Source organism: Ruegeria sp. BF10 (assembly GCF_056538725.1).
Genome location: NZ_JBQFTR010000001.1, coordinates 344521 through 365668, shown reverse-complemented (window position 1 = coordinate 365668; position 21148 = coordinate 344521). Strand labels below are relative to the sequence as shown.

The 21148-nt window shown below is 59.3% G+C and carries 25 protein-coding genes; 12 read left to right on the top strand and 13 right to left on the bottom strand.

The window, feature by feature from the left end; all coding sequences use genetic code 11:
- Window positions 1-18 precede the first annotated feature (18 nt).
- The 3 genes from purE to ACR0DJ_RS01910 are packed head-to-tail and all read left to right on the top strand — an operon-like array spanning window position 19 to window position 2326.
- Window positions 19-504, top strand: coding sequence for a 5-(carboxyamino)imidazole ribonucleotide mutase (purE, locus tag ACR0DJ_RS01920; RefSeq protein ID WP_170346063.1), 486 nt, complete (start codon window positions 19-21; stop codon window positions 502-504).
- On the top strand, window positions 501-1256 hold the full coding sequence (locus ACR0DJ_RS01915; protein WP_480683685.1) for an NAD(P)-binding domain-containing protein: 756 nt from the start codon (window positions 501-503) through the stop codon (window positions 1254-1256). The genes purE and ACR0DJ_RS01915 overlap by 4 nt, the downstream gene beginning before the upstream one ends.
- A gap of 2 nt (window positions 1257-1258) precedes the next feature.
- Window positions 1259-2326, top strand: coding sequence for a 5-(carboxyamino)imidazole ribonucleotide synthase (locus ACR0DJ_RS01910; RefSeq protein WP_480683684.1), 1068 nt, complete (start codon window positions 1259-1261; stop codon window positions 2324-2326).
- Between the two features lie 66 nt (window positions 2327-2392).
- On the opposite strand, the gene ACR0DJ_RS01905 is transcribed toward ACR0DJ_RS01910, so the two are convergent.
- The 6 genes from ACR0DJ_RS01905 to ACR0DJ_RS01880 form a co-directional block, all read right to left on the bottom strand.
- A complete protein-coding gene (locus ACR0DJ_RS01905; RefSeq protein WP_480683683.1) occupies window positions 2393-3544 on the bottom strand; it encodes an alpha-D-ribose 1-methylphosphonate 5-triphosphate diphosphatase in 1152 nt (383 codons plus the stop codon).
- Window positions 3541-4314, bottom strand: coding sequence for an alpha/beta fold hydrolase (locus ACR0DJ_RS01900; RefSeq protein WP_170346059.1), 774 nt, complete (start codon window positions 4312-4314; stop codon window positions 3541-3543). Before ACR0DJ_RS01900 ends, ACR0DJ_RS01905 begins: the two co-directional genes overlap by 4 nt.
- Window positions 4315-4352: 38 nt before the next feature.
- A complete protein-coding gene (locus ACR0DJ_RS01895; protein ID WP_480683682.1) occupies window positions 4353-5195 on the bottom strand; it encodes a DMT family transporter in 843 nt (280 codons plus the stop codon).
- 243 nt (window positions 5196-5438) lie between these two features.
- Window positions 5439-7082, bottom strand: coding sequence for a chaperonin GroEL (groL, locus tag ACR0DJ_RS01890; RefSeq protein WP_170346057.1), 1644 nt, complete (start codon window positions 7080-7082; stop codon window positions 5439-5441).
- Between the two features lie 55 nt (window positions 7083-7137).
- The gene (gene groES / locus ACR0DJ_RS01885) at window positions 7138-7425 is read right to left on the bottom strand and encodes a co-chaperone GroES (RefSeq protein WP_152458994.1); all 288 of its coding nucleotides are present in this window, start codon (window positions 7423-7425) and stop codon (window positions 7138-7140) included.
- Window positions 7426-7576: 151 nt separating this feature from the next.
- A complete protein-coding gene (locus tag ACR0DJ_RS01880) occupies window positions 7577-8251 on the bottom strand; it encodes a DUF2161 domain-containing phosphodiesterase (protein WP_257599286.1) in 675 nt (224 codons plus the stop codon).
- Between the two features lie 110 nt (window positions 8252-8361).
- Here ACR0DJ_RS01880 and ACR0DJ_RS01875 point away from each other — a divergent pair, with 110 nt between their 5' ends.
- Both ACR0DJ_RS01875 and ACR0DJ_RS01870 read left to right on the top strand, forming a co-directional pair.
- Window positions 8362-9342, top strand: a complete 981-nt coding sequence (locus ACR0DJ_RS01875; protein WP_480683680.1) for a TraB/GumN family protein — start codon at window positions 8362-8364, stop codon at window positions 9340-9342.
- Window positions 9343-9452: 110 nt separating this feature from the next.
- Window positions 9453-10373 (top strand): manganese-dependent inorganic pyrophosphatase, encoded by a 921-nt coding sequence (locus tag ACR0DJ_RS01870; protein ID WP_480683679.1) that lies wholly within the window; start codon window positions 9453-9455, stop codon window positions 10371-10373.
- A 45-nt stretch (window positions 10374-10418) separates the two neighbouring features.
- Here the strand turns inward: ACR0DJ_RS01870 and ACR0DJ_RS01865 are convergent, their stop codons facing one another.
- The gene (locus ACR0DJ_RS01865; RefSeq protein ID WP_480683678.1) at window positions 10419-11207 is read right to left on the bottom strand and encodes a hypothetical protein; all 789 of its coding nucleotides are present in this window, start codon (window positions 11205-11207) and stop codon (window positions 10419-10421) included.
- Between the two features lie 156 nt (window positions 11208-11363).
- On the opposite strand from ACR0DJ_RS01865, the gene ACR0DJ_RS01860 reads away from it, so the two are divergent.
- Together ACR0DJ_RS01860 and ACR0DJ_RS01855 are read left to right on the top strand one after the other, a co-directional pair.
- Window positions 11364-12239 (top strand): TIGR01459 family HAD-type hydrolase, encoded by an 876-nt coding sequence (locus ACR0DJ_RS01860; RefSeq protein WP_257599290.1) that lies wholly within the window; start codon window positions 11364-11366, stop codon window positions 12237-12239.
- Window positions 12240-12340: 101 nt separating this feature from the next.
- A complete protein-coding gene (locus ACR0DJ_RS01855; protein ID WP_117872517.1) occupies window positions 12341-12784 on the top strand; it encodes a MaoC family dehydratase in 444 nt (147 codons plus the stop codon).
- 75 nt (window positions 12785-12859) lie between these two features.
- On the opposite strand, the gene ACR0DJ_RS01850 is transcribed toward ACR0DJ_RS01855, so the two are convergent.
- Window positions 12860-13849 carry a methylenetetrahydrofolate reductase gene (locus ACR0DJ_RS01850; protein ID WP_170346051.1) on the bottom strand — a complete coding sequence of 330 codons (990 nt, stop codon included), beginning with the start codon at window positions 13847-13849 and terminating at the stop codon, window positions 12860-12862.
- Window positions 13846-14427: a methylenetetrahydrofolate reductase C-terminal domain-containing protein gene (locus ACR0DJ_RS01845; RefSeq protein ID WP_480683677.1), complete on the bottom strand. Its 582-nt coding sequence runs from the start codon at window positions 14425-14427 to the stop codon at window positions 13846-13848. Before ACR0DJ_RS01845 ends, ACR0DJ_RS01850 begins: the two co-directional genes overlap by 4 nt.
- A gap of 258 nt (window positions 14428-14685) precedes the next feature.
- Between ACR0DJ_RS01845 and ACR0DJ_RS01840 the strand changes: the two genes are divergently transcribed.
- The 3 genes from ACR0DJ_RS01840 to ACR0DJ_RS01830 are packed head-to-tail and all read left to right on the top strand — an operon-like array spanning window position 14686 to window position 17122.
- Complete coding sequence (locus ACR0DJ_RS01840) at window positions 14686-15618, top strand: bifunctional riboflavin kinase/FAD synthetase (RefSeq protein ID WP_480683676.1); 933 nt, start codon at window positions 14686-14688, stop codon at window positions 15616-15618.
- A complete protein-coding gene (locus ACR0DJ_RS01835) occupies window positions 15615-16088 on the top strand; it encodes a YcgN family cysteine cluster protein (protein ID WP_170346048.1) in 474 nt (157 codons plus the stop codon). The genes ACR0DJ_RS01840 and ACR0DJ_RS01835 overlap by 4 nt, the downstream gene beginning before the upstream one ends.
- Complete coding sequence (locus tag ACR0DJ_RS01830; RefSeq protein ID WP_480683675.1) at window positions 16088-17122, top strand: threonine aldolase family protein; 1035 nt, start codon at window positions 16088-16090, stop codon at window positions 17120-17122. Before ACR0DJ_RS01835 ends, ACR0DJ_RS01830 begins: the two co-directional genes overlap by 1 nt.
- Here the strand turns inward: ACR0DJ_RS01830 and ACR0DJ_RS01825 are convergent.
- A complete protein-coding gene (locus tag ACR0DJ_RS01825; RefSeq protein ID WP_480683673.1) occupies window positions 17109-17942 on the bottom strand; it encodes an alpha/beta fold hydrolase in 834 nt (277 codons plus the stop codon). The two genes, ACR0DJ_RS01830 and ACR0DJ_RS01825, sit on opposite strands and share 14 nt — an antisense overlap.
- A complete protein-coding gene (locus ACR0DJ_RS01820; protein WP_480683672.1) occupies window positions 17939-18541 on the bottom strand; it encodes a DsbA family protein in 603 nt (200 codons plus the stop codon). Before ACR0DJ_RS01820 ends, ACR0DJ_RS01825 begins: the two co-directional genes overlap by 4 nt.
- Before the next feature lie 107 nt (window positions 18542-18648).
- Here ACR0DJ_RS01820 and ACR0DJ_RS01815 point away from each other — a divergent pair, with 107 nt between their 5' ends.
- Together ACR0DJ_RS01815 and rpiB are read left to right on the top strand one after the other, a co-directional pair.
- A complete protein-coding gene (locus tag ACR0DJ_RS01815) occupies window positions 18649-19668 on the top strand; it encodes a ribose-phosphate pyrophosphokinase (protein WP_152459007.1) in 1020 nt (339 codons plus the stop codon).
- A 104-nt stretch (window positions 19669-19772) separates the two neighbouring features.
- Complete coding sequence (gene rpiB, locus ACR0DJ_RS01810) at window positions 19773-20222, top strand: ribose 5-phosphate isomerase B (protein WP_480683671.1); 450 nt, start codon at window positions 19773-19775, stop codon at window positions 20220-20222.
- 46 nt (window positions 20223-20268) lie between these two features.
- On the opposite strand, the gene ACR0DJ_RS01805 is transcribed toward rpiB, so the two are convergent.
- A complete protein-coding gene (locus ACR0DJ_RS01805; protein WP_170346043.1) occupies window positions 20269-20619 on the bottom strand; it encodes an H-type lectin domain-containing protein in 351 nt (116 codons plus the stop codon).
- Window positions 20620-20733: 114 nt separating this feature from the next.
- On the bottom strand, window positions 20734-21144 hold the full coding sequence (locus tag ACR0DJ_RS01800) for a F0F1 ATP synthase subunit epsilon (RefSeq protein WP_170346042.1): 411 nt from the start codon (window positions 21142-21144) through the stop codon (window positions 20734-20736).
- Between the last annotated feature and the right edge of the window lie 4 nt (window positions 21145-21148).

Genomic DNA, 21148 nt, shown 5'->3' with positions numbered 1-21148 from the left:
GCGCGGGGACGTATGCGGATGAGCGAAGTGAAAGTGGGGATCATCATGGGCAGCCAGTCGGACTGGCCCACGATGAAGGAAGCCGCGGATATTCTGGACGAACTGGGCGTCGCCTACGAAGCGCGCATCGTATCGGCCCACCGCACGCCGGACCGGCTGTGGGACTATGGCAAAACCGCAGTTTCGCGCGGGTTGCAGGTGATCATTGCAGGTGCGGGCGGGGCGGCGCATCTTCCGGGCATGATGGCGTCGAAAACGCGGGTGCCTGTGATTGGCGTCCCGGTGCAGACCCGCGCCTTGTCGGGCGTGGATTCGCTGTATTCCATCGTGCAGATGCCCAAGGGATTCCCGGTGGCAACCATGGCGATCGGATCCGCCGGCGGGGCCAATGCCGGCCTGATGGCGGCGGGCATTCTTGCATTGCAGGATGATGCTTTGGCGGAACGGCTGGACAACTGGCGTGACGCGTTGTCAGCATCGATCCCCCAGGAACCGCAGGGATGAGCCGGATCGGCTTTGTCGGCACCGGCCATATCGCCGCGCCGATCGCGCGGCTGATGGCCGCCAAGGGGCACCAGATCAGCGTGACCGAGCGCAACGCCAAAGTTTCTTCTGCCTTGAAGGCGGAACTGGGCGCGACCATCGCCAAGCCTCAGACCGTGATTGACACCTCGGACATCGTGTTTCTGTGCCTGCGCCCGCATATTGCGGCCGACGTTCTGGACCCGCTGATCTTTCGTGCCGATCAGCAGGTCGTGTCGGTCATGGCGTCGGTGCCCGCCGAGCAACTTGCCGCGCTTTGCGCCCCGGCATCGGATTTCGTGCAGACCATCCCGCTGGGGTTTCTGGAAACCGGCGGCTGCCCGATGGCGGCTTTTGGCAATGACCGCCTGCTGGCGGATCTGTTTGAGCCCGAGAACCCCGTGGTCAAGGTTGCGGATGAAGCCGCGCTGAATGCGCATTTCGCCATTTGTGCCATGGTTCCCGGCATTCTGGACCTGATGGCAACGGGTGCCGAATGGCTGGGTGACGCAACCGGAGATACGGACGGGGCCGAGTTCTATACAACACAGTTGATGGCGGGCTTTCTGGCCTCGATGAGAAAAGGCGCAGCCGGCCGGTTGGCGCAGGAGCGTGACGCCCTGGCGACAGAGGGCACGCTGAGCCTGCAAATGACGGACGCCCTGAAGGACGGGCGCGCGCATGAGGCGCTGCGTTCCGCGCTTGGCGCTATTGGCAAACGTTTGGAGAGTTGAAGATGGCGGAAATGCTCGCCCAAGGTGCAGTGATCGGGATTCTGGGGGGCGGTCAGCTGGGCCGGATGCTGTCCGTGGCAGCCGCCAGGCTGGGTTTTGTCAGCCATATCTACGAACCGGGTGCGAACCCGCCGGCGGGGCAGGTTGCGGATCGCGTCACCACTGCGGCTTATGATGATGCAGAAGCGCTGAAAGCCTTTGCCGGTGCCGTCGATGTCATCACCTATGAGTTCGAGAACATCCCGACCGAAGCACTGGACATTCTGGAAGCGCACCGTCCGATCCGCCCCGGGCGCGAGGCATTGCGGGTCAGCCAGGACAGGTTGACCGAGAAGACATTTCTGCAAGAGCTGGGTCTGAAGACGGCCCCGTTTGCGGATATTGCCGACCTGAACAGCCTGAATGCGGCGATCGAACAGATCGGGACGCCCGCCATCCTGAAAACCCGTCGCTTCGGCTATGACGGCAAGGGACAGGCCCGGCTGCGCAAGCCTGAGGATGCCGAGGCCGCTCTGGCCGATATGGCCGGTGCACCAGCCATTCTGGAAGGGTTCGTGGATTTCTCGCACGAGGTGTCGATCATCGCGGCCCGTGGTCTGGACGGTCAGGTTGCCTGTTTCGATCCGGGTGAGAATGTGCACCGCGATGGCATCCTGCGCACCACCACCATCCCTGCCCGCCTGTCCCCCGCCCAGCGCACAGACGCAATCCTGCTGGCGGCGAACATCCTGAACGCACTCGAATATGTCGGCGTGATGGGGGTCGAGCTGTTCGTGACGCCCGGTGGCCTGATCGTGAATGAGATCGCTCCGCGGGTTCACAATTCGGGCCACTGGACGCAGAACGGCTGTGCTGTCGACCAGTTCGAACAGCATATCCGCGCCTTGGCAGGCTGGCCTTTGGGGGACGGACAGCGCCATTCCGATGTGGTGATGGAGAACCTGATCGGCAACGACATGGACCGCGTACCAGAACTGGCCCGTGAGCGGGACGTGGCGCTGCATCTCTACGGCAAGGCCGAGGTAAAGGCCGGGCGCAAGATGGGGCATTTCAACCGCATCAAACGTTGAGGGTGTCGCGCCTGCGCGCGACGCCTTCAGCGAGAGTATTTGGGAAAAGATGAAGGTTTTGCGGGTCTACCCGAAAAACCGGGCGGCGATGTCGCCTGACATGTAACTGACGCGCCCACCAGCCAGGGTGGCAGCAACGCGATGGGTATCCGCATCCAGGATGACCAGATCCGCGCGTCTTCCCGGCGCGAGCGTGCCCCTGTCCTGCATGTCCAGCACCCGCGCGGGGCCGGACGAGACCAGCGCCCAAGCATCGGCCAGATCCAGCAGACCGGTTCTGGCCAGCATCAGCGCCGCGCGGCGCGGGCTGGGATAGTGGTAATCCGAGGCCAACGCATCACAAAGCCCCATTGCGATCAGTTCGACGGCGCTGGCATTCCCCTTGTGCGACCCGCCCCGCACAACGTTGGGAGAGCCAAGGATAACGTGATCCCCGGCGGACCGCGCGGCCTCGGCGGCTTCAAGCGTTTCGGGGAATTCGGCAATACGCACGCCTTGGTCGCGCCACCATGCCCTTGTCTCGGCGGTCGCGTCATCATGGCTGCCCAAGCGCACCCCCATTGACACAAGTTCGGCGCTGAGTGCTTCGACGGCAGCGGGAACCTGGCTCCTGCGGGCATGCATATTGAGCAGCATCTCAAAATGCGCGTCCGGGTTGCGTCCGGCCTTCAGTGCCTGACCGGTCAGGCGCGGTGGCTTTTTGCCCTGCGCCAAACGATCATGCGGCAGGTGATCATTGAACACCACATAAGGCACCTGCCATTCGGCGATGCGACGGGCCAGACCCTCGTAATCCCCTAACATGTTGGTTTCGAAACGCAATTGCGGGATCAGATCGGTGACGGTGCTGTCCTTGACCGCAGCTATTGCCCGAAACACCTGCGCGGCAAACTCGGGGCCGCGCACGCCACCTTCCCAACTGTAGAACTGGGCCAAAACGGCGGTGGTGATGCCATTGGCGGCCAGTTCGGCTTCGGCTGCCAGAATGCCTTCGTTCATCTGCTTCATCGCGCCGCGCCGAGGGGCGATGTGGCGTTCGAACCCGTCCCCGTGCAGATCGACGATACCGGGCAGGACAAGATAACCGCTCAGGTCAACCCTGCGCCCGGTCCGATCTTGCTGAATGACGCCCTCTGCTATCGAGAGATCGCAGCGCGAAAGACCCTCCTCCGGCAACAGGACCTCTGCGCCGGTCAAAACCAGGTCCAGTGCAGTCATCGTGTGGACTCCGAGTCAGGTTCCGAGCAATCCTGCCCGATGCAGATCTCGTCGATTATCTCCATCACGCCGTCCAGCCAGGTGATCTGCCGATCGAACCGGCCGAATTCGATGAAATGCAGCGCCTGTGCCATAACCAGCGGGTTGTTCATCATGAAGGTGTGGGTCACAGGCAGAACAATGTGATCGGCCATCCCTTCGACCTTGGTGGTTTCAACCGAAACCTTGCCGTCATCCGGCCCGTCGATCAGCGATGAAAACAGCGGGTTGAGCGAATTCTCACCCGCGATCACCCCCAGTTCAAAATCCACCGGCGGCAGGCGGCGCGGAATGCCTTCGGGACCGGTGCCCAATTGCAGGCCCGCCGGGCCGTTCAGATACCCGAACACTTCCCATGCGCTCAGTTCATCGACCAGTTGGCTGCCCTGATTGGGCGGGCCGAGCATGACGACACGACCCAGGTTCTCGGGCCGATGGTCCTTGAGCCAATAGCGCAACAGAATACCGCCCATGGAATGCGCAACGACATTGGCTTTGTCATCGCCACAGGCTGCAAGCGCGTCCGGGATGGTTTGCTCTGCCAGTTCCGGAATACCGATTTCAGTCGATGGATACCCGTGGCGCACAACAGTATAGTCATGCGCCTTGAACAGCTGCTCCATCACGGTAAACGAGGCCTCGGTGCGCGCAAGACCGTGCAGAAGGATCACGCATTTCGCACTGGCTGCGGCTGGAACGAGGCAGAAGAGCAAGGCAATCAGAAGTTTCATAACCGCCAGATAAAGCCTATCGGCCCTCGATAAAAGCCCTAGCCCCGGTGACGTCGCAGCACGGCCAGCGCGATACCGCCCAAAACTAGCGTGGCGCCGATGATCAGCCGTGCTCCGGCAATCTCGCCCAGAAAGGCGACACCGCCAAGAATTGCGATCACCGGCACGCTGAGCTGAACGACAGCCGCCACGGACGGGGCCAGTTGAGGCAAAACACGATACCACAAAGCATAGCCAAGCCCGGATGTTACCGCACCGGACAGGACGGCCAGCAGATACCCCACCCCATTCATCTGCCAAACGCCGCCGGTGGCCAGCATCGCCAGGGCAGTCAGTGGCAAAGCGACAATGAAATTGGCGGCCGTCCCCTCCAGCGGGTTTTTCTCTGATCGGCCCGCTATCGAGTAAAGGGCCCAACCAATACCGGCGGCGGCCATCAAAGCCGCGCCGTTCAGGTCGACCTGAACGGTGCCAGTCGGCCACAGCACATAGGCCAGACCGGTAAGCGCAACACCCGCCCCCGCCACCTGCCGGGCGGTCGGAGTCGCGCCCGTCAGTGCGCCGATCGAAAACATTGTAATTTGCACCGTGCCAAACAGGATCAATGCACCCAATCCGGCATCCAGCGTCAGGTAGGCGATCGAAAACCCGATCATGTAGAGCGTCAACGACCCCGCGCCAATGATCCGCCTTCGATTGCGCAGCGGAAGGCGCCCCCCGCGTGCCAGCACAAGAGCGGCCAGCACCACGGCCCCCGCCAAAACCCGCAGGATGGCAAATCCGGTCGGATCGCTGGCTCCGCTGTCGATGGCCAACCGGTTCAGAATGGAATTCGCCGCGAAGGCGCACATGGTCAGGGCGGTGAGCAAAAACAATCTCATGCCATCCGCATAGCCGTTTGGGCCGGGTTTGCACACTCACTTTCCCGAAGGTCGCAAGACAGACCAACTGCGCTTGTCGAAGCTGCGTCGCAACCCGCTGACAAAACAGAACGGTCAATACAAAACGGGGCCGCCCGAAGGCGACCCCATTCTTAAGCTCAAGGGCTTCCCTTTCGGCAGCTTGGTCATACCGCCAAGCGCCTGTCGGGTCGTCAGAATTCCCCAGAGGCGAATTCGACGTGCTTACATCATGCCGCCCATGCCGCCCATGTCGGGCATGCCACCGCCAGGTGCCGCGCCTTCTTTGGCCGGCTTGTCGGCAACCATTGCTTCGGTAGTGACCAGCAGGCCAGCAACCGATGCGGCGTCTTCCAGAGCGGTCCGAACCACTTTGGCCGGGTCGATCACGCCGAACGAGAACATGTCGCCATATTCTTCGGTCTGAGCGTTGAAACCGAAGGCCGCGTCGTCGCTTTCGCGAACTTTGCCAGCGACAACCGCACCGTCGACACCTGCGTTCTCGGCGATCTGGCGCAGCGGCGCTTCGATAGCCTTGCGAACGATGTTGATACCTGCGTCCTGATCGGCGTTTGCACCTTTCAGAGCTTCCAGTGCTTTACCGGCCTGAACCAGAGCAACACCACCGCCCACAACAACGCCTTCCTGAACGGCAGCGCGTGTTGCGTTCAGAGCATCGTCCACACGGTCCTTGCGCTCTTTCACTTCAACTTCGGTCATGCCGCCGACGCGGATCACGGCAACACCGCCTGCCAGTTTGGCAACGCGCTCTTGCAGCTTCTCACGGTCGTAGTCGCTGGTGGTTTCTTCGATCTGAGTACGGATCTGGGCAACGCGTGCTTCGATCTCGGCCTTCTCGCCAGCACCGTCGACGATGGTGGTTTCGTCTTTGGTGATTTCGATCTTCTTGGCGGTGCCCAGCATGTCCATGGTGACGGACTCGAGCTTCATGCCCAGATCTTCGGAGATGACCTGACCGCCGGTCAGGATTGCGATGTCCTGCAACATGGCCTTGCGGCGATCACCGAAGCCAGGTGCTTTGACGGCAGCAATTTTCAGGCCGCCGCGCAGCTTGTTGACAACCAGAGTTGCCAGCGCTTCGCCTTCAACATCCTCGGCAATGATCAGCAGCGGTTTCTGCGACTGGATCACCTGTTCCAGCAGCGGAACCATCGGCTGCAACGAGGACAGTTTCTTTTCGTGCAGCAGGATCATGCAGTCGTCGAGCTCTGCGATCATCTTATCTGCGTTGGTGACGAAGTAAGGCGACAGGTAGCCACGGTCGAACTGCATACCTTCGACAACGTCGGTCTCGGTTTCCAGACCTTTGTTTTCTTCGACGGTGATGACGCCTTCGTTGCCGACCTTCTGCATCGCGTCTGCGATCTGCTGGCCGATTTCGGCTTCGCCGTTGGCCGAGATGGTGCCAACCTGAGCAACTTCTGCCGAGTCTTTGACTTCGCGCGAGGCTTCTTTGATGCCTTCAACAACCTTGGCGGTTGCCAGGTCGATGCCGCGCTTCAGGTCCATCGGGTTCAGACCCGCTGCAACCTGCTTCAGGCCTTCTTTTACGATCGCCTGTGCCAGAACGGTTGCGGTGGTGGTGCCGTCGCCGGCTTCGTCATTGGTGCGGCTGGCGACTTCTTTCACCATCTGCGCGCCCATGTTTTCGAACTTGTCTTCCAGTTCGATTTCCTTGGCCACCGAAACACCGTCCTTGGTGATGCGCGGCGCGCCGAAGGATTTGTCCAGAACCACGTTGCGGCCTTTGGGGCCCAGGGTCACTTTAACCGCGTCGGCCAGGATGTTCACACCCTTCAGCATACGGTTGCGGGCATCGGTGTCGAATTTGACGTCCTTTGCAGCCATGTCGTTTCTCCTTGAGAAATAAGTTTGAAATGAAGATCAGAGAAAGCGCGCGGGCTTACTCGATGATCCCCATGATGTCGCTTTCTTTCATCATCAGCAGCTCTTCGCCGTTGACGTTGACCTCGGTGCCCGACCATTTGCCGAACAGGATCTTGTCCCCAGCTTTGACAGCCATTGCGATCAGTTCGCCGCTGTCCTTGCGCGCGCCTTCGCCGGTTGCGACGACTTCGCCTTCGCTTGGCTTTTCTTTTGCGCTGTCAGGGATGATCAGGCCGCCTGCGGTTTTCTCTTCGCTCTCTACGCGGCGAACCAGCACACGGTCATGAAGCGGTTTCAATGCCATCTTTGCAGCTCCTTGGGCTCAAAGTTTATCTATCCTCCCCTCACCGGATGGCGAGGCGTTAGCACTCGGAGTGTGTGAGTGATAACGACGCATAGCTAGGGAGTCTGAAACTCCGAGTCAACAAGTTGTGAGAGATTTTTTGCAAGATGGATCAGTCAGCCTGTTCCCAGCTATAGGCCCAGTGTTTCAAGCCTTCCGCTCCGGCTGACGTAAGCCCGTAGATGCCTTTTTCAACCTTCTCGAACCACCCATAGTGATTTTCCCGCATAAGCCGGGTGGCAACCGGGACGCCGACCGACTTGGCGACGTCTGATCCCTTGGTCGGGCCATTCTCGGCCAAAAAGGCCGCACATTTCAGTGCATCCTGCCGATACGCCGTCACGATACCATGGCGCGTCGCGCCCCCGGCGTTCGGGTCACCTTCCAGCCGGTCGAATTCCCGCAGCAACCGTGCGGCCCTGGCTTTGTTCTTGCGGGGCGCATAGGGGCCGGGATCGCACTGAACCTCGACCGTGCCATCAGCCCGCACGGTGATCAGGCCCAGGCCAAGCCTTCGACACAGTGCCAGATTATCTTTCAGCGCCCGCCGGGCCGTTCGGCCCGTGGGTTTGCAGACTGCGATATAGACCAGATCGGTGAGTTTCAGCCGGGTGATCGCCTGATGAAACAGGGCCAGCGTGAAACGCAGTTTCAGTTCGACAATCACCGGCGCATCCCCATCGCGCACCGCAACGATGTCGGCTGCGCCGACTTCGCCCTTGACGGCGTATCCCTGCCGCTCCAGCAGCGCCTTGACCGGGGGATAGAGATCCTGCTCGCGGTTCATGTGGCCATGCTACGCAGATTGTCGGGGAATACCAGACGGGCGGCTTGAACATCGGCAGGTGGCGTGGCTAAGTCTGGGTTCAACTTCTTGACACCATTCAGGCTGGCTCCATGCGTTTGCTCACTTTTCTTGCGTTCCTTCTGTTTCCGATCTCGGCTCAGGCCGCGTGCGAGGGGGTGGACCTGCGACCGCAACTGCCCGAGGAAACCCGGACCAAATTGCAAAGTGCAGTGGCCCAGATCGCTTATCCCGAAGGCAATCACTGGATTGCACGCAAGGGCGACACGGTTTTGCACATCATCGGCACGCTGCACAGTTACGATCCGCGCATGGAAGGCGTAATTGACCGCCTGTCGCCCGAACTCAGCAAAGCGGACGCCTTTTATTTCGAAGTCACCCAGGACGACATGGACGCCTTCGAAAAGACCATGGCCAGCGACCTGAGTGCGGTGATGATTACCTCGGGCCCTACGTTGATCGACCTGATGGCGGAAGACGACTGGGATGCGCTGTCCGCAGCCCTGGCCCAGCGCGGCATCCCCGGCTGGATGGCTGCGAAGATGCGCCCGTGGTTCCTGACCATGATGCTGAGCATTCCGCCCTGCATGATCGAGGACCCGAATGCGACTTATGGAATGGACGCCCGCCTGAACGATCTGGCCGTCGAACAAGGTATCCCGCAGCACTCGCTGGAACGAATCGAAGACCTGATGGCCATGTTCGACAGTCACCCTCTGGAAAAACAGGTCGAGTCGCTTGTGCGCCTGTCCAGGGCGATGCAGGGCAATGCGGACCAGTTGGCCACCATGGCCAACGCGTATCTGGAAGAAAAGCACGCCGAGATCATACAGCTTGCCCGCCTACAGGGGCTGGAGCAGTCGGGCCTGAGCCCCGAGGCCTTTGACGCGGAATGGCGCAATTTCGAGCAGCAGATGCTGGTGCAGCGAAACGCCAACTGGATGGCGCAGATTCTGGACATCAGGGATCAGACAGTTGTGATTGCAGTCGGCGCAGGGCACCTGAGCGATGATTACGGCCTGCTGAACCAGTTGGAAGAAGCCGGATACGTTCTGACACGCGCCGCATTCTGAACGGGCCCGGCGGTTTTCAGACCAAGCGTCGCAGACGGTGGTCTGCGGCGTGACAACGGCATCTACCCGCCCTATAAGGCGCGCAAATTTCCATTCCGCAGGACTCTGACATGACGACGCTAGTATTTGGCCACAAATCCCCCGACACAGATTCCACAGGTTCGCCGATCCTGTGGTCGTGGTACCTGAACGAGGTCAAGGGTGAGCAGACCGAACCCGTACTGCTGGGTGAACCCAACACCGAAGCAACATTCATGCTGGAAAACTGGGACCTGCCCAAGCCGCGGATTCTTGAGGACCTTGCCGCAGGTACCCCGGTAGTTATCGTCGACACCAACAACCCCGCCGAACTGCCGGCCAACATCAATGACGCCGACATCCGCGCCATCATCGACCATCACAAGTTGGTCGGTGGCCTGGAAACCAAAGGCCCGATCGATATCACCGTGCGCCCCCTGGCCTGCACCGCCACCATCATGGTCGATCTGATGGGCGAAGATGCGGCCAAGATGCCCGACGCCATCAAAGGCGCCGCGCTTACCTGCATTCTGTCGGATACTCTGGAGTTCCGCTCTCCCACCACCACGGCGCATGACCGCGAGGTTGCAGAACGTCTGGCGGCCGAGCTCGAGCTGGACATTTCGGCATATGCAGCCGATATGTTTGCGGCGAAATCGGATGTCTCGTCCTTCTCGGACGCCGAGTTGATCCGCATGGACAGCAAGGAATACGAGGTCGACGGCACCAAATTCCGGGTCTCGGTTCTGGAAACCACCGCCCCCGGCGTCGTTCTGGACCGCAAGGCCAGCCTGGCGGACTCGATGGTGGAAGTTGCCAAGGAAGACGGCGTCGATCAGGTGCTGCTGTTCGTGGTTGATATCCTGAACGAAGAGGCCACCCTGCTGGTCCCCAATGATCTGGTCAAAGCCGTGGCCGAGAAAAGCTTTGGTGTTACCGTGGACGGGGACGCCGTCGTTCTGCCCGGCATCATGAGCCGCAAAAAGCAGATCATTCCGAACCTCAAGGTCTGATTTCCGTACAAATCGAATTCATAGGGCGCCCCAGCGGCGCCCTTTTTAGTGTTCGACCGCCTCAGATTCTTCCGACCAAAGGTACAGATTTCCGTCGCGGCGATAGAAGATCATTTTGTGATCTTTGAACAAGTCATCCTCGGTGATCTCTTCCCAATCCGTGGAGTCGCTATTCAGGACTTTGCGGAAATATTGAATACACAGATTGGTCACACCCACCCACAAGAGATCACCGGGGCATGGTTCTCCTTGTTGGGGCTCAAAGGTGTCAGCCCGGAACTCAAAACACGTCTCGAACGGGTAGATACCCCTGCATCTTTCGGCGGCATAATAGAAAATTTGATACGTGAAGAAGTTTGCTCTGGCTGTATTCGCAAGGAACAGAATTTCGCTCCACTGAGTTTCATTCCTTTCGAGATAATAGTACGGCGTGAAAATCTCATAGGCAGTTGCAAAAGCAAAAACCCTTTCGCCAATATCCCTCATATATTTGTATGGCCTGTATGTCAGCGTACTCCAGTCTCGAATGTCAAAACGATCGTCTGGCCTCTTGGGAATGACATCCTCTTCGGCAAAGTTTGCCTTGGCAAAAATAAGGTTCACACCCTTTTGCCCGGAATTGCGGGCTGACGTTGTAATCTTGACCGGCACAATCCCTTCACCCACGGGCTTACCAACATCTGCTGAAACGTTCACTTCGAGCACGTAGTTCTTTTTGACCTCGAACAGACCAAATTGAAAAACTGCCCATAGCCCGGCAAGCGTGATGGCAACGATTTGGAACCATCGGAAAAGCACATCGGTCGTACTGTGGGTTTTGGAATTATCCCCCATGTCACGCTCCGCAAATTCTTTAAAACATTCGCATTACTATACCACAGAACCCTTTTTCGACGAATTACAGGACCGCAGGCGAAGGGTGCGGGATGGTCATTTGGCCCGTGCTTTGGCATAGCTGTCGCCAACGCGATATCAGACCCAGAGGCCCCCATGACCCAGATCGTTTCCTCGCTTTCCGAGATCTCGGACCGTTACAAGGCATTGTTCGTCGACCTTTGGGGCTGTGTTCACAACGGCATCACGGCCTACCCCGAGGCCGTCGAAGCGCTGAAGGCCTATCGTGCCAAGGGTGGACTGGTGGTTTTGGTCACGAACTCTCCCAAACCTCGCGCCGGGGTGGCAGAGCAACTCGTGCAATTCAACGTCCCCGCCGACGCGTATGACACCATCGCCACCAGCGGGGATTCCGCGCGCTCGGCGATGTTCCGGGGTGCTGTGGGGCGCAAGGTTTACTTCATGGGCGAGTGGCAACGTGATGCGGGCTTTTTCGAACCGCTGAAACTGCTGGATCATCCCATCCATATCGAGCGTGTGCCGCTGAAGGAAGCCGAGGGTATCGTCTGCTGCGGCCCGTTCGATCCGATGGCCGACCCGGATGTGAACCGGCCGGATTTCCTGTACGCCAAGCAGATGGGGATGAAACTGCTTTGTGCGAACCCTGACATTGTTGTCGACCGCGGAGAGGTGCGCGAATGGTGTGCCGGTGCTTTGGCCAGGCTGTACACCGAAATGGGCGGTGAAAGCCTGTATTTCGGCAAACCGCATCCCCCGATCTATGACCTGGCCCGACGCCGGTTGCAGGAACTGGGGCACGATATCCCCGACAGCGACATTCTGGTGATCGGCGACGGCCCCCATACGGACATTCTGGGCGGCATGGGAGAGGGCATTGATTCTCTGTTCATCTCGGGCGGGCTGGCTGCGGCCGAGACAAAAACGTCGCATCATCCGCATCACGAATCCCTAACCGCCTATATTGAAAGGGAAAAGATCAATCCAACCTACACGATCGGGCGCTTGAGGTAGCAAGAAAAGACTTGATTTTCTGCAACTGCGAAGTAATAAAGTTGCCAACCTTGGCCAAATGATGGTTTTTTCTTTCACGGCCGATTTCGAGTGAGGGCAACATGTTGGACAATCTTCCGCGCGGAACGATCTGTATCGAAGACATCGAAATGGGCATGTCCCGCCACCTGCGCAAAGTGGTGACGGATGAAGATATCGAAATGTTCGCGCAGGTCTCGACCGACCGGAATCCGGTGCATCTGGACGACGACTATGCCCGCGATACGATCTTCGAAGGCCGTATTGCCCACGGAATGCTGACGGCGGGTCTGATCTCGGCCGTGATCGGTGAACAACTGCCGGGCCACGGCACCGTCTACATGGGTCAGTCACTGAAGTTTCTGGCGCCTGTGCGCCCGGGTGACATGGTCTATGCCGAGGTGAAAGTGATCGACATCGATTTCGCCAAGCGCCGCGTCAAGCTGGACTGCCATTGTTCGGTCGAGGGCAAGAAGGTCCTGATCGGCGAAGCCATGGTGCTTGCCCCGTCGCGCAAGTTCGACTGACCCGCAAACACAGTCTTGCAAAAGGCGCCCGACCGGCGCCTTTTTTGTTTGGACACTCAACTGCACAAAAGGTCGTCAGGAAGAACGGGTTCGTTTTCGTCCCTTCAGCGCACCTGATTCCAGTATGATTTCAGACACCACGTGTTCACGCCTGTAGGCCATCACGTGAACCCCGGAAACACCGGCGATGTCCCGGATCTGCTGGATCAGTTCGATACAGATCTTCTTGCCCTCTTCAGCGGGCTTTTCGGCCTTTTCCATCCGCTCGATGACATGATCCGGGATGTGAATTCCGGGCACATTGCTGCGCATCCAGCGTGCCGCGCGTGCCGAAGCGATGGGACCCACGCCAGCAATGATGAACACTTTTTCGTCCAGGCCGGCATCGCGCACCCGATCCATGAACTTTTCAAAAAGCGGAATGTCGTAGATGTAATTGGTCTGAATAAACTCAGCCCCCGCTTCAACCTTCTTTGCAAGACGTTCCGGGCGCCAGTCATAGGGCGGTATGCAGGGGTTTTCCGCCGCTCCCAAAAACAGTTGAGGGGGACGCGTGATCTTGCGGCCTGAAAGAAACTTTCCCTGATCGCGCATCGTTCGGATCGTCCGCAGCAAGGTCAGGGAATCGAAGTCGAACACCGGTTTTGCCCCCGGTTGATCCCCAACCCCGACACCGTCGCCCGTCAGGCACAATACGTTGCTGACGCCCAGCGCCGCAGCCCCCAGAACATCCCCCTGAATGGCGATCCGGTTCCGGTCTCGGCAGGAAATCTGATAGACCGGAGAATACCCCGCGCGGGTCAACAACGCACAGATCCCTAACGAGGACATGTGACAGTTGGCACCAGACGCATCGGTTGCATTGATCGCATCCGCCACTTCACCCAGCGGCTGTGCCGCCTGAAAAACATCTTCGGGGTCAGCACTGTCTGGCGGGTTCAGTTCAGCGGTCACCGCAAAACGACCCGAGCGCAGAACTCTTTCCAGTCGACTGTGCGAGACATAACCTTCGGGAACAGGCACATAGCCGATCGGCTCGACCTCGCTGCGATGGGCGTCGTTCATTTCTTCAGCTCCCGGTTCACCGCATTGGGGGGTTCAGCAGCCAGAGGTGCCGCAGAGGGTTCATTCTCGCGCGCCTCCGGGAATGCCTGCGCAAGCGTTTCGCGTGCAGCGTCACGGGCCTCGCGTTCCTGTGCTGCAATCTCGCGGCTGACCCGCAACCAGGATGATGACCCCTTCAACGTGTGTTCCACGGGCGGAAGGACCTCTTTTATCTTGTCGCCCCCGTGTTGCATACGGCTGGCCCCATCCCAGGCCAAGGCCCAGACACATTTCATGTCGGGTTTGACCTCGCAGAACTCACCGGGACGCACACCGCCACACGGGCCGTTGCGCAGTTGCTTGGGGCAGTTCATCGGGCAGGACATACCCGTCGAAGACAAAACGCATTGCCCGCACATCTTGCAATCAAACAAAAGGCTTTTGACGCCTTTTTCGACCAACGCGATGGGGCGTTCAACGCGGTTGTAGCCGATCTTTGCAAAGACCGGATCCATCGCGACCATGCCCCGTTCGACATATTTGTAGATCCACTCGAACGCACGGGCGTTGCGAATCGCGAACAGTCGCAATCGATACATGGTCTGCCTCCTGTGCTGGGTTCATTTGAACCTGGCCGGGCCATCGTCCGCCCCCAGCGTGGTCCGAGGGCCGGAAACCCAGTCTACACCCAGTATTTTTTTGGGATCAAGCAGTTGGCCGCATGTCGCACGGCATTCCGGGGATGCCCTGTGTGCAATCAGGTCTGACGAAGGGTTTTGGTTTGTTTCGCAAGGACGCATGCCTTGAATTCAAACTGCCGCTTGAACAAATGGCAACGCGACGCTACGCAATCGCCTATGCACATCATCCGGGATTTCCAGTTTGTCGAGCCAGAAGATCGCGGCGCCAGCGTTGCGATCGGGAATTTTGATGGCGTCCATCTGGGGCATCAGTCGGTCATCGAACTGGCCCGCGACGCGGCCCCGGATGCGCCACTGGGTGTCATGACCTTCGAGCCGCATCCACGTGAGTACTTTGCGCCGGATTCTCCTCCGTTCCGCCTGATGCGCGGCAATGCGCGGGCGCACCGGCTTGAAAAGCTGGGTGTGAAGAAACTGTACGAGCTGCCGTTCAACGCGGCGCTGGCCGGGCTTTCCCCCGATGAATTCGCGCGCAACGTGATTTGTGAGGGGCTGGGCCTGTCCCATGTCGTGGTCGGGGCCGATTTCTGTTTTGGCAAGGGCCGCAGTGGGACGGCGGACGATCTGGTTCGGTTCGGGCAAGAGATGGGATTTGGCGTGACGATTGCCCCTTTGATGCAGCGGTCGGAAAACGTGGTCTCGTCAACCGCCATCCGCACCGCGTTGAGCGAGGGTCGCCCAAGGGATGCCGCCGCGATGCTGGGCCATTGGCACAGGATCGAAGGCGAGGTGATCGGCGGCGAGCAGCGCGGGCGGGAACTGGGTTTTCCAACCGCGAACATGTCCATCGAAGGGCTCCACCCGCCGAAATTCGGCGTCTACGCGGTATTGGTCGACGTGCTGGATGGCCCGCATCGGGGCAGTTATCACGGTGCGGCCTCGGTTGGGGTGCGCCCGATGTTCCATGGCGAAGTGCCAAACATTGAAACCTTCCTGTTCGACTTTTCCGGCGACCTGTACGGGGCGACCTTGTCAGTGGGGCTGATCGAATTCCTGCGCCCTGAAATGACATTTGACGGGCTGGATGGTCTGATCGCGCAGATGAATGCCGATTGTGAACAGGCCCGGGGCATTCTGGCCGCCCTATGAGCGCTGATCCGATTGAACGCACCGGCCTGCCCGCCCGGTTCTGGGAGCGCAAACCCCTGCGCAAGATGAACCAGCGCGAGTGGGAGGCCCTGTGTGACGGCTGTGGCAAGTGTTGCCTCAACAAGCTGGAAGATGAAGACTCGGGCGAAGTTGCCCTGACCTGTGTCGCCTGCCGCCTGCTGGACGATGAAAGCTGCCGCTGCACGCAATACGACATCCGGCATCAATTCGTGCCTGAATGCATCGTCATGACACCCGACAATATTGACGAACACGCCTATTGGTTGCCGCAAACCTGCGCGTATCGGCTGCTGTGGGAAGGCAAAACGCTTTACGACTGGCACCCTTTGATATCTGGTACGCCGGACAGCGTGCATGCCGCAGGCGTTTCAGTTCAGGGGCGCACGGTGTCCGAGTTCGAAACCCCCATGGAAGAGTGGGAAGACTACATTATCGAGGAGCCTAGCTGATGTATTTCGCATCTGACAATTCCGGGCCGGTTCACCCTCAGGTCATGGCCAAACTGGCCGAGGCCAATCAGGGCTATCAGATGGCCTATGGCGCCGACACGATGATGAACGAGGTGCGTGACCGCATTCGCAGCATCTTTGAAGCGCCGGGGGCTGCTGTCTATCTCGTGGCAACGGGGACAGCGGCAAATTCGCTGGCACTTGCCACGTTGTCCAACCCCTGGGAAACGATCTTCTGTTCTCCGGTTGCCCATATCCATGAAGACGAGTGCAACGCGCCCGAGTTTTACACCGGGGCCAAGCTGACCCTTGTTCCCGGCGGCGACAAGATGTCACCGGACGCGTTGCGCGGGTCCATCCTGGGCGAAGAAACCCGCGGGGTACACGGGCCGCAGCGCGGGCCGGTGTCGATCACCCAGGTCACCGAGCGCGGATCGGTCTATTCGCTGGAAGAGTTGCAGGCGGTGTGCGGGGTCGCAAAGGAATATGGCTTGCCCGTCCATCTGGATGGGGCCCGGTTCAGCAATGCTCTGGTGGCCCTGAATTGTTCTCCGGCTGACATGACATGGAAAGCCGGGGTGGACGCGGTCAGCTTTGGCGGCACGAAAAACGGGCTGATGGGCGTTGAAGCGGTGGTGTTCTTTGACGAGAGCAAGGCCTGGGAATTCGAGCTGCGGCGCAAGCGCGGGGCGCATCTGTTTTCCAAGCATCGCTACCTGTCCGCTCAGATGGCGGCTTATCTTGAGGATGATCTGTGGCTGAAGCTGGCGCGTCAGGCCAACGCAAACTGTGCCCGGCTGGCCGACGGCCTGCGTGCAAAAGGGGCCGAGTTCCTGCACGAACCACAGGCCAATATGATCTTTGCCGCTTTTTCACGCGCGAAGCACAAACAGCTGCATGAGGCCGGGGCGATCTACCACCTCTGGGGGGCCGAGCTGGAAGGTGATGATGACGATGAAAGCCTTGCATGCCGACTGGTCTGCGACTGGTCGATCGGGACAGCCGAGATCGATCAGTTTCTCAGCCTGTTGTAACCCCCGTTCCTCGGCCAGCTTTCCAGAGCTTTCGAAGCAGCACGCTGGTTTCACGGGGGTGCGAAATGGGCAGCATGTGCCCCGCACCTTGAACGACCTCATGGCGTGCGTTCGGTAGACGACGCTGCAATCCATCACAGATTGCGGGGATCGTCGGATGGGTCTTTGATCCGCTCAGCAACAGGGTTGGCATCGATACGTGCTTGCATCTGTCGGGGTCAAGCAACCCGGCGCGGTCATCGTACAGAACGGGGTAAGACGCAGGAACAACATGAATCCCACGCACCATTCCGGCGCGCGTCCGCTCTGGCAGGTCCGGCCATTTTGGGCCGATACCGGTGCTCCACATCCGGTTGAACAACCGCGCGGCCAGCGCTTCGTCGCCTGCTTGGAACGCTGCTTCAATCGGTTGTGACCCTCGCCGGTGCTGATCGTACAAATGGGGCGCGTCCTGTTTTGCCACGGCAAAGAACACGGGCTCGATCAGGGTCAAGCTTCGAACAAGGTCCGGATGCTCGATGGCCAGTCTGAGCGCAACGATCGCCCCAAAGGAATGGCCGACCAGATCCATGGGCTTGGTCAACTCGACCGCCGCCAGCCCTGTCACAGCGTCAAAGAAATCGCTTTGACCGTCCCAATCCGGACTGCGCCCATGAGACAGCATATCAGGTGCAACAAGACACACGCTGCCATCCAATGCCTTGGACAGGCCAGACCACGCGCCGGAATGCGCAATGGTGCAATGAAGGGCAAGCACTTTGCGCCCTCCGTCGCCCAATCGTCTGACGAAGACGGATTGCATCGCCGTCGGTGTTGTCATCCTTTCATCTCGGACAGATGCCGATCCAGATCATCCAGACGATCCTGCCCCCAGAAGCGTTGACCGTCCGGCGTGATGTAGAACGGCGCGCCGAACACGCCGCGATCCACGGCTTCTTCCAGATTGGCGGCATAGGTCTCGGCCCCGACCAGCAGTCCACTGTTGGCCAGTTCCGGGTCAAACCCGGCATTTGCAAGGCAGTCCCGGATCACATCATCCTGAGCGACGTCTTTTTCTTCGGCCCAGCAGGCGCGCAGGATCAACTGGCACAACTTGCCCACGTCGCCCGAACCATCCCTGATCGCGGCGATGATCGCATAAGAAGACGGTGCCATGTTGGTCGGCCAGTGCGCCGGTTGCAGGTTGAACTCCATCCCCAGTTTCTTCGATTGGCGCAGCAATTCCTGAGCGCGGTATTCGATGCGCGAGATATGACGGTCTTTTGGCGGCGTACCCCCGGTGCGTGCGAACAGTGCCATGATGTCCAGCGGTTTGTAGCTGATCGATGCTCCATGTTTCGCCGCAATCTCTTCCAGCCGGTTTCCAGCCAGGTAGCTATAGGGCGAAATTGTCGCAAAATAGTAGTCAATCCGGGTCATGTTCACTTTCTCCGCTGCGTTACCTTTGCGGGACGGTAAGGCCATGCTAAGCGGTGTCAACATCACGAATCTGTCACATTGCCATTGCTGCCCGGGGACCTCAGCCGATGCCGACACTTCACGAACCCAAGCTTATCGCTGGGAACGCCAACCTTCCACTTGCTGAAACCATCGCACGCCGCATGAGCCTGTATCGCGGCGTTGACCAAGGATTGGTCGATGCGCGCGTTGAACGTTTCAATGACGGCGAGATCTTCGTCGAAGTGTTCGAAAACGTACGCGGCGAGGATATGTTCATCATCCAGCCGACCTCGAACCCGGCCAATGACAACCTGATGGAACTGCTGATCATCGCCGACGCGCTGCGCCGTTCGTCGGCACAGCGGATCACCGCCGTGATCCCGTATTTCGGCTATGCCCGCCAGGATCGCCGCACCAAGGCCCGCACGCCCATCAGCGCCAAGCTGGTGGCCAATATGCTGACCGGTGCAGGGATCGAGCGGATTCTGACGATGGATCTTCATGCCGCGCAGATTCAGGGCTTTTTCGATATGCCCGTCGACAACCTCTACGCCTCGCCGATCTTTGCGCTGGATGTCAAAAACCAGTTCAAGGACAATCTGGATGAAATCATGGTGGTTTCACCCGACGTCGGCGGCGTGGCCCGCGCACGTGAACTGGCCAAGCGCATCAATGCCCCCTTGTCGATCGTTGACAAGCGTCGCGAGAAAGCAGGCGAAGTCGCGGAAATGACCGTTATCGGGGATGTGAAGGACAAAATCTGCCTGATCGTCGACGATATGTGTGACACCGCCGGAACGCTTTGCAAGGCCGCGCAGGTCCTGTTGGACAATGGCGCCAAGGAAGTTCACTCCTACATCACGCATGGCGTCATGAGCGGCCCGGCGGTCGAGCGGGTGACGAACTCGGTCATGAAGTCACTGGTGTTGACCGATACGATCCAGCCGACCAAAGAGATATTGAAGGCGAAGAATATCCGCATCGTTCCCACTGCGCCAATCTTCACCCAAGCAATCCTGAACATCTGGAACGGAACCAGTGTGTCTTCGCTGTTCGAAGACAAGACGCTGACACCGATCTACGAATCCATGTATCAGATGGATTGAGCAATAGGGGGCGGCCGAAGGTGTCACCCCTTGATTTCTGAAATGCCGATTGCGCAGATATCTGACCATGGGGCGCGATCGGCGACACAAGTGGAAACACCCCCATGACTGCCAACAAACGTATTGTTCTTTCCAGCGATCACGCGGCAATCGAGCTGCGCCTGTCCGTGGCCAAACACATCGCGCAACAAGGTTGGGACGTGGTTGATATCGGCCCGACAACCCCGGAAAGCACCCATTACCCCAAGCACGGCAAGGCCGCGGCGCAAGCCGTTGCCTCAGGAGATTGCAGCTTGGGTATTGTCCTCTGCGGCACCGGGCAGGGTATCATGATGGCTGCGAACAAAGTGCCCGGCATCCGCTGCGGAGTTTGTTCAGACACATTCTCGGCCCGCATGATCCGTCAGCACAACAATGCCAACATGCTGTCGATTGGCGCGCGGGTTGTCGGTGAAGGTCTGGCGCTGGACATCGTTGACGCATTTCTGGGTGCCGAATTCGAAGGCGGCCGCCACGCCACGCGCGTGGACATGATCGAAGCGCAGGACGACTGAGCCCAATCTGTCGTTCAAACGTCCGAAAAAATAGGGCACCCCCGGATCAGGAAATACTCCAGTCGTCCGGGTGAGCCACCTCTCCTATCGCAGTCCAGCTTGCGCGGATGCGGGCAATCCGCGTGTCGGACCAGGTCCGGAATACTGCGTCGAATCCTTCGGTTGTGATATGTTCGGCCTGAACTTCGGCACGTAGCGCCGAGGACGTGTCCACATCCCACAGAGAGATCCCGATCTGCACCACGGGCGGGGTTCGAAATGCTTCTTTGAACCGAATGGGGGTTCGGCGTTCGCGCGGCCCCTGCCCGGTCCACATTTCGCCGCCTTCGGCAAATTCCGAAAACAGGACATTCTCGCCCTGCGCAATTCCAATCGGATGGGTTAGGAACTTTTTCATCATATCATCATTATTCTTGAATTCCCGTAACTTACCCCGGCATTTCGGCAAAAGCACGACAAAAAAACGGCCCCGCAATTGCGAGGCCGCTCAATTTTTTCACTGGTGGGCCCGTTACAGGCTCATATGTGTTCCAAGCGCTTCCATGTCGGCCAGCAGCTTGGCTGCGTCGTCGACGATGGTCTGATCATCGCCACCCTTGGCTGCCTCATGCGAGGCGCGGGCGTCTTCGATCAGCTCGTCCAGATGCGCGCGGGTCACTTCATCCACCGGGATGGCCTTTTCGGCCAGAACCGACAGGCTGTCGCCGTTGATCTGGGCAAACCCGCCGGTGACCAGGTATTCGCTGGACCCTTCGGGTGCCTCAACCTTCAGCAGACCGGGGCGCAGCGTGGTGATGGTGGGGGCATGATCGGGCATTGCCGTCATGTCCCCGTCCGCGCCGGGAATCTGGACCGCCGTCGCGCTGAGCGAAGCAAGGCTCCGCTCGGGGCTGACGAGGTCGAATTGCATCGTGTTTGCCATCAGG

Bases quoted from the DNA above. Each gene is read 5' to 3' on its own strand.
- ACR0DJ_RS01830 (WP_480683675.1), top strand. From the start codon at position 16,088: ATGTATTTCGCATCTGACAATTCCGGGCCGGTTCACCCTCAGGTCATG.
- groES (WP_152458994.1), bottom strand. From the start codon at position 7,425: ATGGCATTGAAACCGCTTCATGACCGTGTGCTGGTTCGCCGCGTAGAG.
- ACR0DJ_RS01805 (WP_170346043.1), bottom strand. From the start codon at position 20,619: ATGAAAAAGTTCCTAACCCATCCGATTGGAATTGCGCAGGGCGAGAAT.
- ACR0DJ_RS01900 (WP_170346059.1), bottom strand. From the start codon at position 4,314: ATGAAACTTCTGATTGCCTTGCTCTTCTGCCTCGTTCCAGCCGCAGCC.
- ACR0DJ_RS01905 (WP_480683683.1), bottom strand. From the start codon at position 3,544: ATGACTGCACTGGACCTGGTTTTGACCGGCGCAGAGGTCCTGTTGCCG.
- ACR0DJ_RS01845 (WP_480683677.1), bottom strand. From the start codon at position 14,427: ATGTATCGATTGCGACTGTTCGCGATTCGCAACGCCCGTGCGTTCGAG.
- ACR0DJ_RS01815 (WP_152459007.1), top strand. From the start codon at position 18,649: ATGCCGACACTTCACGAACCCAAGCTTATCGCTGGGAACGCCAACCTT.
- ACR0DJ_RS01855 (WP_117872517.1), top strand. From the start codon at position 12,341: ATGTTGGACAATCTTCCGCGCGGAACGATCTGTATCGAAGACATCGAA.
- groL (WP_170346057.1), bottom strand. From the start codon at position 7,082: ATGGCTGCAAAGGACGTCAAATTCGACACCGATGCCCGCAACCGTATG.
- rpiB (WP_480683671.1), top strand. From the start codon at position 19,773: ATGACTGCCAACAAACGTATTGTTCTTTCCAGCGATCACGCGGCAATC.
- ACR0DJ_RS01800 (WP_170346042.1), bottom strand. From the start codon at position 21,144: ATGGCAAACACGATGCAATTCGACCTCGTCAGCCCCGAGCGGAGCCTT.
- ACR0DJ_RS01880 (WP_257599286.1), bottom strand. From the start codon at position 8,251: ATGAACCGCGAGCAGGATCTCTATCCCCCGGTCAAGGCGCTGCTGGAG.
- ACR0DJ_RS01825 (WP_480683673.1), bottom strand. From the start codon at position 17,942: ATGACAACACCGACGGCGATGCAATCCGTCTTCGTCAGACGATTGGGC.
- ACR0DJ_RS01835 (WP_170346048.1), top strand. From the start codon at position 15,615: ATGAGCGCTGATCCGATTGAACGCACCGGCCTGCCCGCCCGGTTCTGG.
- ACR0DJ_RS01915 (WP_480683685.1), top strand. From the start codon at position 501: ATGAGCCGGATCGGCTTTGTCGGCACCGGCCATATCGCCGCGCCGATC.
- ACR0DJ_RS01875 (WP_480683680.1), top strand. From the start codon at position 8,362: ATGCGTTTGCTCACTTTTCTTGCGTTCCTTCTGTTTCCGATCTCGGCT.
- ACR0DJ_RS01865 (WP_480683678.1), bottom strand. From the start codon at position 11,207: ATGGGGGATAATTCCAAAACCCACAGTACGACCGATGTGCTTTTCCGA.
- ACR0DJ_RS01820 (WP_480683672.1), bottom strand. From the start codon at position 18,541: ATGACCCGGATTGACTACTATTTTGCGACAATTTCGCCCTATAGCTAC.
- ACR0DJ_RS01910 (WP_480683684.1), top strand. From the start codon at position 1,259: ATGGCGGAAATGCTCGCCCAAGGTGCAGTGATCGGGATTCTGGGGGGC.
- ACR0DJ_RS01895 (WP_480683682.1), bottom strand. From the start codon at position 5,195: ATGAGATTGTTTTTGCTCACCGCCCTGACCATGTGCGCCTTCGCGGCG.
- ACR0DJ_RS01870 (WP_480683679.1), top strand. From the start codon at position 9,453: ATGACGACGCTAGTATTTGGCCACAAATCCCCCGACACAGATTCCACA.
- ACR0DJ_RS01850 (WP_170346051.1), bottom strand. From the start codon at position 13,849: ATGAACGACGCCCATCGCAGCGAGGTCGAGCCGATCGGCTATGTGCCT.
- ACR0DJ_RS01860 (WP_257599290.1), top strand. From the start codon at position 11,364: ATGACCCAGATCGTTTCCTCGCTTTCCGAGATCTCGGACCGTTACAAG.
- purE (WP_170346063.1), top strand. From the start codon at position 19: ATGAGCGAAGTGAAAGTGGGGATCATCATGGGCAGCCAGTCGGACTGG.
- ACR0DJ_RS01840 (WP_480683676.1), top strand. From the start codon at position 14,686: ATGCACATCATCCGGGATTTCCAGTTTGTCGAGCCAGAAGATCGCGGC.